This window comes from Gemmatimonadota bacterium (assembly GCA_026705765.1).
Taxonomy (GTDB): Bacteria; Latescibacterota; UBA2968; order UBA2968; family UBA2968; genus VXRD01.
In genome coordinates this window covers 1-13,856 of sequence record JAPPAB010000070.1, presented here as the reverse complement: position 1 = coordinate 13,856, position 13,856 = coordinate 1, and the positions used below count along the sequence as shown (strand labels likewise).

At 55.2% G+C, this 13,856-nt stretch carries 14 protein-coding genes and 2 tRNA genes; 8 read left to right on the top strand and 8 right to left on the bottom strand.

Features of this window, described 5'->3' with window-relative positions:
* The 8 genes from OXH16_09300 to OXH16_09265 form a co-directional block, all read left to right on the top strand.
* Positions 1 to 199 (top strand): hypothetical protein (locus OXH16_09300; GenBank protein MCY3681581.1); only part of this gene is annotated, 199 nt, incomplete at its 5' end.
* A gap of 24 nt (positions 200 to 223) precedes the next feature.
* Entirely contained in the window at positions 224 to 928 is a 705-nt protein-coding gene (locus tag OXH16_09295) for a hypothetical protein (GenBank protein MCY3681580.1), read from the top strand.
* Positions 929 to 1,000: 72 nt separating this feature from the next.
* The gene (locus tag OXH16_09290; protein MCY3681579.1) at positions 1,001 to 2,587 is read left to right on the top strand and encodes an FGGY-family carbohydrate kinase; all 1,587 of its coding nucleotides are present in this window, start codon (positions 1,001 to 1,003) and stop codon (positions 2,585 to 2,587) included.
* A 74-nt stretch (positions 2,588 to 2,661) separates the two neighbouring features.
* On the top strand, positions 2,662 to 3,495 hold the full coding sequence (locus OXH16_09285; protein ID MCY3681578.1) for a sugar phosphate isomerase/epimerase: 834 nt from the start codon (positions 2,662 to 2,664) through the stop codon (positions 3,493 to 3,495).
* A gap of 19 nt (positions 3,496 to 3,514) precedes the next feature.
* Positions 3,515 to 4,936: a sulfatase-like hydrolase/transferase gene (locus OXH16_09280; protein MCY3681577.1), complete on the top strand. Its 1,422-nt coding sequence runs from the start codon at positions 3,515 to 3,517 to the stop codon at positions 4,934 to 4,936.
* Positions 4,937 to 4,953: 17 nt separating this feature from the next.
* Positions 4,954 to 6,117: a dihydrolipoamide acetyltransferase family protein gene (locus tag OXH16_09275; protein ID MCY3681576.1), complete on the top strand. Its 1,164-nt coding sequence runs from the start codon at positions 4,954 to 4,956 to the stop codon at positions 6,115 to 6,117.
* A 12-nt stretch (positions 6,118 to 6,129) separates the two neighbouring features.
* Positions 6,130 to 7,092 (top strand): thiamine pyrophosphate-dependent dehydrogenase E1 component subunit alpha, encoded by a 963-nt coding sequence (locus OXH16_09270; protein ID MCY3681575.1) that lies wholly within the window; start codon positions 6,130 to 6,132, stop codon positions 7,090 to 7,092.
* On the top strand, positions 7,085 to 8,065 hold the full coding sequence (locus OXH16_09265) for an alpha-ketoacid dehydrogenase subunit beta (protein ID MCY3681574.1): 981 nt from the start codon (positions 7,085 to 7,087) through the stop codon (positions 8,063 to 8,065). Before OXH16_09270 ends, OXH16_09265 begins: the two co-directional genes overlap by 8 nt.
* A 56-nt stretch (positions 8,066 to 8,121) precedes the next feature.
* On the opposite strand, the gene OXH16_09260 is transcribed toward OXH16_09265, so the two are convergent.
* The 8 genes from OXH16_09260 to OXH16_09225 form a co-directional block, all read right to left on the bottom strand.
* Positions 8,122 to 8,206 (bottom strand) — tRNA-Leu (locus tag OXH16_09260).
* Between the two features lie 65 nt (positions 8,207 to 8,271).
* Complete coding sequence (locus OXH16_09255; protein MCY3681573.1) at positions 8,272 to 9,177, bottom strand: phytanoyl-CoA dioxygenase family protein; 906 nt, start codon at positions 9,175 to 9,177, stop codon at positions 8,272 to 8,274.
* A gap of 129 nt (positions 9,178 to 9,306) precedes the next feature.
* A tRNA-Cys gene (locus tag OXH16_09250) sits at positions 9,307 to 9,380 on the bottom strand.
* A gap of 65 nt (positions 9,381 to 9,445) precedes the next feature.
* Positions 9,446 to 10,099 (bottom strand): ThuA domain-containing protein, encoded by a 654-nt coding sequence (locus tag OXH16_09245; protein MCY3681572.1) that lies wholly within the window; start codon positions 10,097 to 10,099, stop codon positions 9,446 to 9,448.
* Positions 10,100 to 10,124: 25 nt separating this feature from the next.
* Entirely contained in the window at positions 10,125 to 11,180 is a 1,056-nt protein-coding gene (locus tag OXH16_09240; protein MCY3681571.1) for an Ldh family oxidoreductase, read from the bottom strand.
* A gap of 11 nt (positions 11,181 to 11,191) precedes the next feature.
* On the bottom strand, positions 11,192 to 11,929 hold the full coding sequence (locus tag OXH16_09235) for a phytanoyl-CoA dioxygenase family protein (protein MCY3681570.1): 738 nt from the start codon (positions 11,927 to 11,929) through the stop codon (positions 11,192 to 11,194).
* Between the two features lie 16 nt (positions 11,930 to 11,945).
* The gene (locus tag OXH16_09230; GenBank protein MCY3681569.1) at positions 11,946 to 12,890 is read right to left on the bottom strand and encodes a hypothetical protein; all 945 of its coding nucleotides are present in this window, start codon (positions 12,888 to 12,890) and stop codon (positions 11,946 to 11,948) included.
* The coding region (locus tag OXH16_09225; GenBank protein MCY3681568.1) for a hypothetical protein at positions 12,887 to 13,856 on the bottom strand (970 nt) is incomplete at its 5' end. The genes OXH16_09230 and OXH16_09225, both read right to left, overlap by 4 nt.

The following is a 13,856-nucleotide window of genomic DNA, read 5'->3' as shown; positions in this document are numbered from 1 at the left end:
GATCGTCGAAAATATCGAACCTCTCGTCGCCGAACCCCCTGTGATCATGGAAGTCACGCGCCCTGAACCCGGTCGCCTTTCCGTACCAGAAGGGGTTGAGCGCGTAGATGATTTTACGATTCGGTGCAAAGGCGAATCCTTCTGGCAGGTATTTCACAACGTGGTTTACGGCAAACCCGATTTTCCAGTTCCCGCGTAATTTCTTCGCATTATAGGAGGATATATGAAAGTCAAAATAGAGAATCAATTTCGAGCGCCTTATGGCGTGCCAAACGGATTGCAACTCACTGGCGAAGGCTTGTGGATTGTAGATCAGGTGACGGATAGGGTGGCATTGATGAGCATGGAAGAGGGTATAGACGATTATTACGGCAATCGCCGCCTATTGAGAGACATCCCATCGGAATCCTCAAACACCAGTGGCATGGCTGCGGGCGATGGATCATTGTGGTTGGCGGCAAATGGGCCGGGGCAACGCTGGCGGATACCGCGCAAGACCGATGCGCCCCAGGGTGAAATATTGCGCGTAGATCCCTGTAACGGAGAAACACAGGGCCGCTGGGCACTGCCCACGGGCGGCGGCACGCACGGCGTGGAATACGACGCAATTGAACCGGGCACATTGTGGCTGACCACCTTGAAAGAACAGACCATTACGCAGATGCGCATTGCAGATTGGTCCGTCATCCGCACATTAAAACTGCCCTTGCATCGCGCACACGGCGTGGTGCGAATGGAAGAAGATTCGATCTGGGTCGTTCATACAGGTGATCGGGTCATTGTAAATCTCGATCTGGCGACAAATGCAGAACTCGATCGCATAGAAGTACCCGAACCTCATCCCGAACCACACGGCTTGTCCATCTGCGACGGTGGATTCTTGTATTGCGATGCCACATCGGGGTGGGTTGCCAAAATTTCGTGGTGATGGGACGCTTCTGTTCTCTTCCAATTAGCCCCGGTCCTCCGGGGCTTTTCTTTCTCTCAACTGAGGTACGCGATGAGTGATCGAGCAGTAATCGGAGTCGATGTGGGCACGGGCAGTGTGCGGGCAGGCGTATTCGACCTGGATGGCACGATGTTGGGCACAGCATCGTCACCCATCCTGGAATTTAATCCCAAACCCGATTTCTACGAACAATCCTCGGAAAACATCTGGGCAGAAACCGGAAAAGTCGTTCGCCAGGCCATCGCCCAAGCTGGCCTCTCTTCCGATGCCATAATCGGCATCAGCTTTGACGCAACCTGTTCTCTCGTCGTCCTGGATACTGCTGGACACCCCCTGACCGTATCTGAAACGGGCGAAACCGAACGCAACATCATCGTATGGCGCGATCACCGCGCAATAGATCAGGTAAATCGCATCAATGCGGGTGGATATGATGTGTTGCAATACGTCGGAGGCACGATGTCGCCCGAGCAAGAACCGCCAAAACTATTGTGGATCAAAGAAAACCTGCCCGAAACATGGCAAAAAGCGGGCAAATTTTTTGACCTGGCGGATTTTATGGTGTACAAAGCAACGGGAACCGACCGCCGCAGTTTATGTACCAACGTATGCAAATGGACCTATCTGGGCCATGAATCGCGCTGGGATCGCACCTTCTTTGACGCCATTGGCCTGGGCGATTTATTCGACAACGGAAAAATGACAGAAGATGTCGCACCCATGGGCGAAAATGCGGGCACACTGAGTGCAGAAGCCGCCGATTTGATGGGATTGACAACGCAAACCGCCGTAGGTGTCGGCATTATCGATGCACATGCAGGGGGCATTGGCGTTGGGGTCAGCGAACCGATTTTGGCATTGATCGGCGGCACCTCGTCGTGCCACATGGCCGTGTCAAAAGACGCGCGATTTATCCCCGGCGTGTGGGGACCTTACTTCGGAGCGATGCTACCGGATTTGTGGCTCAGCGAAGGCGGACAGAGTGCAACGGGCGCGTTATTGGACCACACCATCGAGCGATTTGGCATGGTCAAAGAAGAAGATCACTACTGGCATGTACTCACCGGAAAAGAAATCAATGCCGTGTACGCAGAACTCAACGCGTACATCGCCGCAAAAGGCGTGCGCTCAGATTGGACAGAACGGCTGCATATTTTGCCCGACCACCACGGCAACCGCTCTCCCAAAGCCGACCCCAACGCACGGGGAATGATGGATGGCTTGACCCTGGATATGTCCTACAATACACTGGCGCAAATTTATCACGCAACCATCCAGGCAGTAGCTTATGGCACGCGCAATATCATCGACGAAATGGAAAAACAAGGCTACGCAATCGAGCAGATCAATGCGTGTGGGGGCGGCACAAAAAACGAACTGTGGATACGCGAACACGCCGACGCCACACAGCGTCCCATTCATCTACCCAAAGAACCCGAAGCCGTATTACTGGGATCCGCAATCCTCGGTGCCGTCGCCGCAGGTGCCTATACATCAATCCAGGAAGCCATGGGCGCAATGTGTCACGCAGGCGAAGTCATTGAACCCAATCGAGACACCGCAGATTATCACGCCTGGAAATACGAACAGCAGTTGGCCATGTACGACCAGCACGTAAACCGACGCAACATCGACTGATTGGAAATTCGGTTGTGTTTCGCGCAATATCACATTAGCATGGAATTGTTAATTATCAACTGAGGAGATAAATCGTGAAAATCGGATACGGCACTTATGCAATGCAAACGGAAAACATCTTCGACGCACTCCCGCGCCTGCGAGATATAGGTTACGAAGCCCTCGAAATCAACACGGGGGACGACTGGCCCACCGCCCCGCACAAACTCGACACTCCTTCCCGCGAAACACTCGCCACAACCATCCAGGACCTCGGCTTTGAATCCCCTGTCACCATGGCCTTGATGCCCATCTGCACACAGGGAGATGAACGCCCGGCCATCCTCGAAAAATTTGACGCCGCCTGTATCCTCGCCAGCGACCTCGCCTTCGGCGATGCCCCCGGCATCATCGTCAGTACACTCGGCGGACTGCACGGCACCTGGGACGAAGTCAAACACACCTATTGCGATCAACTCCTCGAATTGGGCGACCGCGCAGCCAAACACAACGTCATCCTCGCAACCGAACCCCATGCGGGCCACCCGCTCGACACACCCCAAAAAGTCGATTGGCTCATGCGGCAAACCAATCACGACAACGTCAAAGTAAATTTCGACATGAGCCACTTTTACGTTGACGGTATCGACCTCCAGCCGAGCGTTGACCTGTGCGCCCCTTACACCGTCTCCACCCACATCAAAGACGGTCATCGCGTCAACGGACAGGTGCGCTATCTCCTGCCCGGCGAAGGCGACTTCGACCTCGTCGCCTACTTCAAAGCCGTCGCAGCCGCAGGCATCACCGTCCCAATCACCGTCGAAGTCACCGCGCAAATCTGGAGACAACCCGACTACGACCCCTGGCCCGTCGCCGAACAATGCTTCAGTGCACTCGACAATGCGCGCACAGAATCAGGTGTTACATAGATAAATCAAAAATTCAATCATGCCCTACAACATCCTCCTCATCCTGACCGATCAACAGCGCTGGGACTCGCTCGGTTGTTGCGGTGTAAGCGGCGTACACACCCCCAACCTCGACCGCCTCGCCAGTGAAGGCACGCGCTACGACCAGTGCTATGTCAACAACCCGATATGCACGCCCAGTCGCGCCAGCCTCTGGACCGGTAAACACCTGCCCGGTCACGGCGTCTATCGCCTGCACGATGTTCTACCCCAGGACGAAATCCTCTTTCCCTATCATCTGCGCGAAGCCGGCTACGACACCGCGCTCTTTGGCAAACTCCACGTTGCCGGTCACATGTGGGAAATGCAATACCGCCACCGCTTCGACGGCTTCAACACCTATGAATGGGCACCTGACCCCAATGGGTATCGGGGATGCGACACCGCGTACTTCCGCTGGCTTGCAGTACACCATCCCGACATTCTCCAGCGCTGGAAACGCGACGGCAACAGCATCGGCCATGTGCGCGCCGAAGCCCACTTCACCACCTGGGCCGCCGACCGCACCATCGACTATCTCCATCGCATGCAGGGCACACACCAGCCCTTCTTCTGTTGCATGAGCGTCTTTGATCCGCACAGTCCCTATACGAATTATCCCAAAGAATACGCCGACTACCTCGACATCGATGCCCTGCCCGAACCCTTTGCCGTAGATGAATCCTTTGACCATCGTCCAATTGCACACAGGCGAGAGCACAACGGGCGATCTTTCCCCTCAACGGACACCCTGCGCGAAAGCCGCATCGGCTACCACGCGGCCATCACCCTCATCGACGAACAAATCGGGCGCGTCTTGCAAACACTCAACGATACAAATTTTGCGGACAACACCATCGTCATCTTTGCCAGCGACCACGGCGACATGCTCGGCGACCACGGCCTCACCGTCAAAGGCGCGTACATGTACGACGCCTGCACACGGGTGCCCATGATCATCCGCGCACCAGACACATCCGGCGGTCAAATCATCGACTCGCCCTGCCAACTCCACGACATTGCCGCAACCGCACTCGCCGTCGCCGGATGCGAACACCCCGACCTCATGCCCGATGCCTGCGACCTCCTGGACACCAACGCCTTGCAACAACGCGGCTATGCCGTCTGCATGCACCGCAACTCGAGTACCACGCGGGGGGGCTATCACAACCCGGAATTGCACATCACCATGTGGCGAGAAAACCGCTACAAACTCAGCATTTACCACGCGCCACAACCCGGACCCGACGATTGTCCAGGCGAACTCTTTGACATGGAAACAGACCCCAACGAAATGAACAACCTCTGGTTTGACGCCAATATGTCCGACACGCGCGACCAACTCATCCACAAACTCACGACTTTTCTCGTACAACAAGACGCACAGGGACGTGCGAGAGGTAGCGAAGCCCTGCCGCCGTGATTTTGGAAAGATAGATCATGACAAAAACCATCATCATGCCCAAATACGGGCTTCAGCAAGACAACGGCACCGTCGTTGAATGGCGCGTCAATGAAGGCGACCACGTCAACAAGGGCGACATCCTCCTCGACCTGGAAACGGACAAAGCCCTCTTTGAATACGAATCGCCCGAAAGCGGTTACATCCGCAAACTCGTCGCCCAAAACGGTGAAGAAGTGCCAGTGCTCTCGGTCATCGCCATCATCACCGACGAAGCCGACGAAGCCATTGAAGACCTGACACCTGCCAGCACTGACGCCCCCACAGAGGAACCGCGCCAGATAGCGGACACAGCAGAGCGAGAACCCGCGCTGGAAGCCCCTACCCAGCGCATCAAAAGATCTCCTGCTGCCCGCCGCCGCGCCCGCGAACTCAACATTGACCTCGCCAACATCCCAGGCACGGGTCCCGGTGGCCGCATCGTACTCGCCGATGTCGAACTCGCGGCATCCGCGGCACCATCCTCCACCACACTATCGCGCATGCGTCAGGCCATTGGCAGAACCATGGCCTACAGCAAAAGCACCATTCCGCACTTCTACGTCGCCACTGAAATCGACATGACCGACGCGGAAATCTGGCGCAAAAACCTCGCAGAAACCGACGCCATCAAGCTCTCTGTCACCGACCTCTTTGTCAAAGCTGCCGCCGATGCCCTCACCCAATACCCGGCACTCAACGCCAGCCTTGACGGAGATACCGCCGTTATCGTACACGACACTGTCAACATCGGCCTTGCCGTTGGCACCGATGACGGCCTCGTCGTCCCGGTCATCCCAAATGCCGACCGGGCATTCCTGACCGATCTCGCCGACGAACGCGGCCAGCGCGTCGAAGAAGCCAGACAGGGCAAAATGCGCGGCGATGCCAGTGCCACCTTCACCATCTCAAATCTGGGGATGTACGGCATCACATCCTTCACTGCCATCGTCAATCCCCCCGAAGCCGCCATCTTAGCTGTCGGCGCAGCCATCGCTCGCGTTGTCCCCATTGGCGACACCATGACCATTGCCGTTCGCCAAATTGCAGAAGTCACACTCTCCGCCGACCACCGCCTCGTCGATGGCGTGGTCGCCGCTCAATTTTTACAGGCACTAAAACAAAATCTGGAAGACACAAACAAATTGGAAAGCTGGTTGTAAAAAGGAGCCTTTATGTCCCTACCCTCTGAAATCCTGATCAAAATGTACCGCGCCATGCTCCGCATCCGCCGTTTTGAAGAACAAATATGGGAAGTCTATACCGGCGGCCTCATGCACGGACTCGCGCACCTCTACATCGGCGAAGAAGCCGTTGCCGTGGGCGTTTGCGCTGCACTGCGCGACGACGACTTCATCACCAGCACCCACCGCGGGCACGGGCACTGCGTTGCCAAAGGCGGGAACCTCGAAGCCATGATGGCCGAAGTGATGGGCCGCGTCACGGGCCACTGCCGCGGCAAAGGCGGCTCCATGCACATCGCCGACATGTCCGTTGGCATCCTCGGCGCAAATGGCATTGTCGGCGGCGGATTTGGCATCGCCACAGGCGCGGCACTCTCAGCCCAAAAACGCGGCACCGACCAGGTTGCCGTCTGCTTCTTTGGCGACGGTGCCTCCAATCAGGGCATCTTCTTCGAAGTCATGAACTTCGCCGCAATATGGAAACTCCCGGTCATCTACGTCTGCGAAAACAACCACTACGGCGAATACACACCCACCGGAAACGTCACCGCGGGCAAAAGCATCGCGGATCGCTCCCTTCCCTTCGGCATTCCCAGCACAACCGTAGATGGCAGCGACGCCATTGCCGTGTACGAAGCCACTGCCCAGGCCGTCGAACGCGCCAGAAAGGGCGACGGCGCCACACTCATCGAATGCGACACGTACCGCTATCGCGGGCACCACGTGGGCGATCCCGGAGAAGGCTATCGCACAAAAGAAGAAATCGAATCCTGGATGGCCAAAGACCCCATCCAGCAACTCCGCACAAAAATCCTGGACGACAACATCGCCTCTGGAGCCGAACTCGATGCAGAAGAGCGCGAAGTCGAAAAAGAAATGGAAAACGCGCTCGAAGCTGCCAAAGCCGCGCCTTATCCCGATGTCGAGGAGGTCCATCAACATGTCTATGCGTGAACTGACTTATGGCGAAGCCGTCAAAGAAGCCATGGCCGAAGAAATGCGCCGCGATCCCACAGTCTTTCTCATGGGCGAAGACGTCGGCAAAGCGGGCACCGTATTCAAAGTCCTCCTCGGTTTGCACGACGAATTTGGCGACGACCGCGTCATCGACACGCCCATTGCAGAAGCGGGTCTCGTAGGCCTTGGCGTTGGTGCTGCACTTACCGGCTCGCGCCCCATTGTCGATATCATGTTTGGCGACTTCATCACCCTGGCAATGGACCAGATCGTAAACCAGGCCGCCAAACTGCGCTACATGTCCGGTGGTCAGGCCATCGTGCCCATCACCATCCGCTCCACAATGGGCGCGGGACGTTCCTCTGCCGCGCAGCATTCGCAAAGCTTGCACGCCTGGCTCGCGCACATCCCCGGCCTCAAAGTCGCCATTCCCTCCACACCCGCCGACGCCAAGGGCCTCTTCAAAACCGCTGTTAGAGACGACAACCCCGTCGTCATTTACGAGGACAAAATGATGTACGCCCTCAAAGGCATGGTACCCACAGAAGAAGACTACACCATACCCTTTGGACAGGCGCACATCAAACGCGAAGGCGACGATGTCAGCCTCATCGCCACATCGAGCATGGTTCACGTCGCCCTCGAAGCTGCCGACGCCCTTGCCGAACAGGGCATAAGTGCCGAAGTCGTTGACCCGCGCACCCTCGTTCCGCTCGACAGAGAAACCCTCATCGAATCCGTAGTCAAAACCACCCGAGCCGTCATCATCGACGAAGGCTATAAAAGTTTTGGTATCACAGGGGAAATCGCCTCCATCGTCTATAACGGCGCCTTTGACTACATCGACGCACCCATCGTCCGCCTCGGCGCAATGGACGTACCCGTACCATTTAGCAAACCCCTCGAAGACGCCACAATTCCCACGCCCGAAGATGTGATCAAAGCCGTGCAGGCCATGAAAATCAAATAGCACTCACAAAAAAAGCCCGGCAATCTGCCGGGCTTTTGCATTGTACAATAAAAAAATGCCGAGGACGGGACTCGAACCCGTACGGGCGATTAGCCCAAGGGATTTTAAGTCCCTCGTGTCTACCAATTCCACCACCTCGGCACTGTATAAAAAAAATAGGTAAAGGTATCCTGCTTGTCAAACGCACAATTTCTTTCTTTCAGGACTTACCCATCCACTCGTTCGGCCAGCGCACAGGTGGCTGGCGTTCCATCTACCTCTGCAAACACTCTTCCAAATTCCTCCCGAGAAACCTGCCGCGTATTCTCTCCGCGATACTGAAATTGCAGTGCCCTGCGGCGGTGCGGACTGCGGTTTGGAGGCGTCTGATGGGGTAGCATCGCCGAAAAGATCATCGCCCCTCCCGCCTTCATTTCCAGTGGAACCGCATCGCTATAATCCAACCGACCTTCCACAATCTGACAGTCAATCGTATGTACGTGTTTGAATGCCTCGCCCTTATGTCTGCCGGGCAACACATGCATGCACCCATTCTCCACCGTTGCGTCGTCCAGCGTAATCCACGCTGTAGCAACCGCCTCTAAAGGCAACCAGTCAAAATAGGCATTGTCCTGATGCCAGGGCTTTTCCGATCCGATAAACGGCGGCTTGGAAAGAGCCATCTCGTTTTTCAAAACCACCTTCTGCTCCAGAACGCGTTCCACAAATCCCTTGATACGCGGATGTTCGACCAGAGCTCGAAACGTGGGATGCGCCTGATGATACCCATGCAGCTTGCGAAATTTAAGCTCGGCTTCGGCATTTGCCAATGAAAGAGGGTCTGCAACACTTGACTCAAAGTGGATACCGAACTCGCCATCCAATTCCTGCACCTGAACGCCAGCATAGTTCCCCCTTGTCCCGGGTTTTTCTTCCCGAACCCGTGCCCGTCCCGCGCGTGCCTCGTCCATCAGCCATCCCGTGATCTCGCTCAAAGCTGTCCGAGCGGCCTCGACCTCTTCGGCAGTCAACACATTTTCAAATGCGAGATACCCATCCCGGTGAAATTGCGCCACCAGGCCATCGCCCAGGGCCTCTGGACAATCCGGTAAACGCGCTATCGACACAGACATCTTACCCTCCTGCATTACAAAATATCAGATACTGTTTCCAACTCAATCTAAAGCATTTCAACGCGGTTGACAAGAAAATCGAAACAAATAACCGGTCAATCTCATCATCGAAATTGACCGGTTGATTTTTGGAGGTGCCGGGCGGATTCGAACCGCCGATAAAGGCTTTGCAGGCCTCTGCCTTACCGCTTGGCCACGGCACCCAATACGCTGAATTTAATCCGCGAAGCGTTAAAATACCGTACTTTATATCTAATGTCAAGGGGGGTCAACGCGCAGCCCAGTTAATACCGCGCCGCTGGATCTCTTTTGCCTCTGGCACATCAAAATCCACGGCTTTGTGCCCCAGAGAAGAGTAAAACACCCGCCCTGAACCCCACATGCGTTTCCAAACCACCGGCATCACACAACCATTGACCCAGGGGGCCACATCGGTCTCAAAAGTCGTCGTCACCAGCACTTCATTACCCGGATCGGTATGCATATAATACTGCTCGGAATGCATCGCAAAATCGCTCAGCCCCGCCACAATCGGATCATCCGCTTTTTCCGGCACAATATTGACCTCATAATCGATCACCCCACCCGGATGCGACACCCACTGCCCGCCCGTCATCCACTGATAGCCCGTATTATTGCGAAACGCATCGCACATCCCACCGTGCCACCCCGCCAGTCCAACACCGCTCTTAACCGCCCCTTGAAGCCCCTGCTCCTGTTCTTTCTCAATACTCCCCATCGTCCAACAAGGCACAACCACGCTCAGTTCCGACATGTAATCCGCATCCGTATAAACATCCATTGAATCGCGAACATCCACATCAAACCCATCTGCTTCCAGCAACGGCGCAAAAATATCCACACATTCCTTTGGCTCATGCCCTTGCCAACCACCCCATACCATCAAAGCTTTCCTGCTCATCTTTGTCTCCTTTTTGGAAAATCTATCAACTGCCCAGCGTAAAAGCCAGGCCTCGTTCTTCTGCTGTTTTCTTCAAATCATTTAACGTAACGACATTCAACGGTATGCCCTGTTTGCGATACGCATTCCGCCGCAGGGCTTCGGGTTCACCAGGGGCAAATAGCCGATCCACCCCAGGTGCCCTTTTGCACGCATGAATCTGCTCAATCGCCTTGTCAACCCGCGCTTTGAATCTCGCCACATCTTCAAAAGCACCCACCTGAATAGCCGCTACAAAATGACCATCTTCACCTGCCTGTGGTCCATCTTCCATATTGCCCAATTCCGTGCCATAGCTCGCGCCGGATAACATAGAAGACAAAATCCCCATCACCATGGCCAGTGCCACACCCTTAAATTGCCCAATCGGCATCAACAGGCCATCTATCGCCTTTACGGGATCGGTCGTCGGCACCCCGTCCGCATCCATAGCCCATCCTTCTGGCAGGGTCAGTCCTTTTTGTTCATATACGCGAATTTTCCCATGCGCAGAGCCAGAAAACGCCGCGTCAAAAACAATGGGAAATTCCCTACCCGCGGGAATCGCCACACTCAAGGGATTAATACCCAGAATACGCTCAGCACCTCCCCAAGGAGCCATTGTGGGCAGGGCATTGGTCGTCGCAATCCCAATCATATCGCAATCCAACGCCATACGCGCAAAATACCCCACGGCACCACAGTGATTACTGCCCCGAATCCCCGCGGCCGCTATACCAATATCCCGAGCGCGAGCAATCACCCGCTGCATCGCAAACGCCGCCCCAATCTGCCCCATAGAATTGCCCCCATCCACCACCAGACACGCCCCATTATCCTTCACCACCTCGGGTTTGCCATTTGGATCCACGCCATCAACCGTCAACTTCCTCACGTATTCGGGAACGCGCAATACCCCGTGCGAATGCACCCCGCCGAGATCTGCATCCACCAGCGAATCCGCCAACAGATGTGCATCCCCTTCACACATCCCACACGTCTCAAAAATCGCCTGCACCAGATCCAGCAGCGCCCCAGCAGCCACACGCCTTTCATTCTCCATTGCACTATCTCTCAATGCTTACACGCTACATGCCGGTCTTTGTATATCCCCTTTAGAAACTTTTCGGGATTGAGTTCCTCCGGCAAATAATGCCAGGCCGTGCTATAGCGCGTGCGATTGCTGTGGTTATCATAAGCACCGTGCAGGAGATTGGCGGAAAACAGAACAACCGTACCAGCGGGAATGACCAGATCCACAGCCTGCGATTCATCGACCTCTGTCCAACGGCCGTGCCTACCTATATTTTTCTGGTGCTCGAAAATCTCGCCCATCCGGTGGCTACCGGGCACCACCCGCAAACACCCATTCTCCAAATCTGAATCTTCCAGATAAATCCCGCAACTGATAATGCGATCCGTATCAGTTCCAAAATAAAAATTATCCTGATGCCACCCCGTTGACGTACCGCCATTGGGCAACTTCGGAAAAAACTTGGTACCAAACACATCGATATTTTCACCAATCAATACCGCCACGCGGTCTAAAATCACCGGCTCACGCGCCAGTTCCAACACGCGGGCATCGACCACGCAAACACCCTGAATTTTGTGCAACAAACCCGCCCGGGGGTCACCGTGCTCGTCCAACTCGAGCGTCCAGTGCGGGACCTCCCCGGTCAGTTTGCGCCCCTCTGCGACCAGTTCATCAAACACCTGCTTGTAATAGGCCAATCGCTCGCCTTGAATCAGGCTTTCAAAAACGAGATACCCATCTTCTCGAAACTGCTGCACCTGTTCGTCAGTCAACATGAAAAACCTCCCTGTCTCATTTCTCACTGCGAATTTCCCGATTCAACTTCGCGGCCTTCACCAACCCGCGCTCCAACAATTGGTAATAGGCTGCAGAATCCATCGTCGCTTTTTTCTTCACCAGAGCCTGCACCTCGTCAATCGCCTTGCCATAAGCTGCGACAAGCGCGGGCGAAGCGCCTTTGGGAACGCGAAAATTGAGCAAAAAACAACGGTCTGCCAACATGCCATCGCCCGCGTCGATATCGGACAGACGCGTACCCAACCCATCGCCATTATCGTCCAAAATCGCGTTCTCTGTCGCAATCAGCCCCTCACTCAAAAACCAGGCATCTGTCAGTGAAGACGCCTGGGTGCAAATCTCCAGAACCGAAATGCGGTCATCGCGATTTTGATCTGCACTACCATCCTCCAGTGCCTGCACGAAAAAACGCATAAATTGCGTGGCATTGCGCTGATCTGTACTGCGCGTACTCGCGCATATAATACGCCCATCTCGACTCAGAGCATTGACAAAAGGCGCACTCATCGACGCGCCATTGACCACAATAATGCGCCGCGCAGATAATATCTTCAAAAACCCATCCAGATCCTCCGCTGTCAAATCCGCACCCGGAATATTCAACTTGCCAACCTGGCGCCGATAGCTCCCGTGACCAATTAAAAAAATGAACACATCGTCACCCGACGTTATCCGCTCCGACAAACTGCGGAATACATTGCGGATGCCTTTTATTGATGAATTACCATCGGCATTCTCACCCGTCTCATTCACCAATAGCACATTTGCCGCGGGATGCTCGCATCGATCAATCAGCACCCGGCGCAAACGCTGCCCCCAATCATCAAACCGCTCGGAATACGCGTCCTCTCCACCACTACCGCTGATGATCACATCAAAAACAGCGGCATTTGTCTGTGCCAGCATCAACACCCAAATTGGGAAAACCCATAATTTCATGGCTCCCCCCGCTTCCGTCTCAAATACCATTCAACGCAAAGCAACAACACGAGTAGAATATAAAAAGGCGGAAAATGCCACAACGGAAAACGATCCAATCGCGCATGAGCCTGATCGGTATAGGGAATCTGCTCAGCCAATTCGTCGAGCGCGTCCAACTCGATAAATTTGCCCCCCGTATGTGCAGACAGGCGTTTTAAAAAATCGGGATTATAACGCGCAGACAAAAACTCGAGATGATCTGGTCGCGCCAGCACAGCCGCGTCCAACTGCCCAACATCTGCGCCATCGGAATCTCGCGCCGTGAGCCTTACGCGGTGCAATCCTGCTTCTGTAGCCTCAAAAGTCGCAGAATACGCACCCACCTCAGCAATAGATTCAGAAATCGGCAATCTAACCGTCCCACCATTCGGTATCTCGACCTGCACATCAACGGACAGCCCTTCGCGGGGTTCAAAAAGAGAATCGCGCACCACAAACTTCAAATCGCGCACATCCCCTACCACAACATCCTCGCCGCTATCGATCATCGTCACAGGCTCTGGCACCCGCATCGCCAGCAAACGCGCCAACTGCCGCCAGAAGCGTTCATGAGCGGCATCTTCAACATTCTGCATCATCTGCCACTGCCACGTCTCGCCCGTACCCAGCGCAGCACTCAAACCCTCTCCATACCGCTGCCAGGCAAACAGCGGCTGTCCATCCACAGCCTCAGACTCGGCATCCACCGTCGCCATCACTGTTGCGCCAGCGCGCACAGACGCAAACGCATTAATCCCGTAAAGCGCGGACAAATTCGCCCACTGACCGGCATTGACTTCTGCGTCTTCGCTCAAAGACCAGACCCCGGACAATACGCCTTCAATCGTCGGCTTAGCGCGAAAAGCCACATCGTCGTAATCGCCCGCAGGACCCAACACAACGGGCAGCTTGTAGTCAGGGGCCAGTTCGGTCGCCCGGGTCCGG

Excerpts from the sequence above, each read along its gene's own strand:
- OXH16_09245 (MCY3681572.1), bottom strand. The coding sequence starts at position 10,099 with ATGAGCAGGAAAGCTTTGATGGTATGGGGTGGTTGGCAAGGGCATGAG.
- OXH16_09235 (MCY3681570.1), bottom strand. The coding sequence starts at position 11,929 with ATGTTGACTGACGAACAGGTGCAGCAGTTTCGAGAAGATGGGTATCTC.
- OXH16_09255 (MCY3681573.1), bottom strand. The coding sequence starts at position 9,177 with ATGTCTGTGTCGATAGCGCGTTTACCGGATTGTCCAGAGGCCCTGGGC.
- OXH16_09240 (MCY3681571.1), bottom strand. The coding sequence starts at position 11,180 with ATGGAGAATGAAAGGCGTGTGGCTGCTGGGGCGCTGCTGGATCTGGTG.
- OXH16_09290 (MCY3681579.1), top strand. The coding sequence starts at position 1,001 with ATGAGTGATCGAGCAGTAATCGGAGTCGATGTGGGCACGGGCAGTGTG.
- OXH16_09295 (MCY3681580.1), top strand. The coding sequence starts at position 224 with ATGAAAGTCAAAATAGAGAATCAATTTCGAGCGCCTTATGGCGTGCCA.
- OXH16_09270 (MCY3681575.1), top strand. The coding sequence starts at position 6,130 with ATGTCCCTACCCTCTGAAATCCTGATCAAAATGTACCGCGCCATGCTC.
- OXH16_09265 (MCY3681574.1), top strand. The coding sequence starts at position 7,085 with ATGCGTGAACTGACTTATGGCGAAGCCGTCAAAGAAGCCATGGCCGAA.
- OXH16_09275 (MCY3681576.1), top strand. The coding sequence starts at position 4,954 with ATGACAAAAACCATCATCATGCCCAAATACGGGCTTCAGCAAGACAAC.
- OXH16_09230 (MCY3681569.1), bottom strand. The coding sequence starts at position 12,890 with ATGAAATTATGGGTTTTCCCAATTTGGGTGTTGATGCTGGCACAGACA.
- OXH16_09280 (MCY3681577.1), top strand. The coding sequence starts at position 3,515 with ATGCCCTACAACATCCTCCTCATCCTGACCGATCAACAGCGCTGGGAC.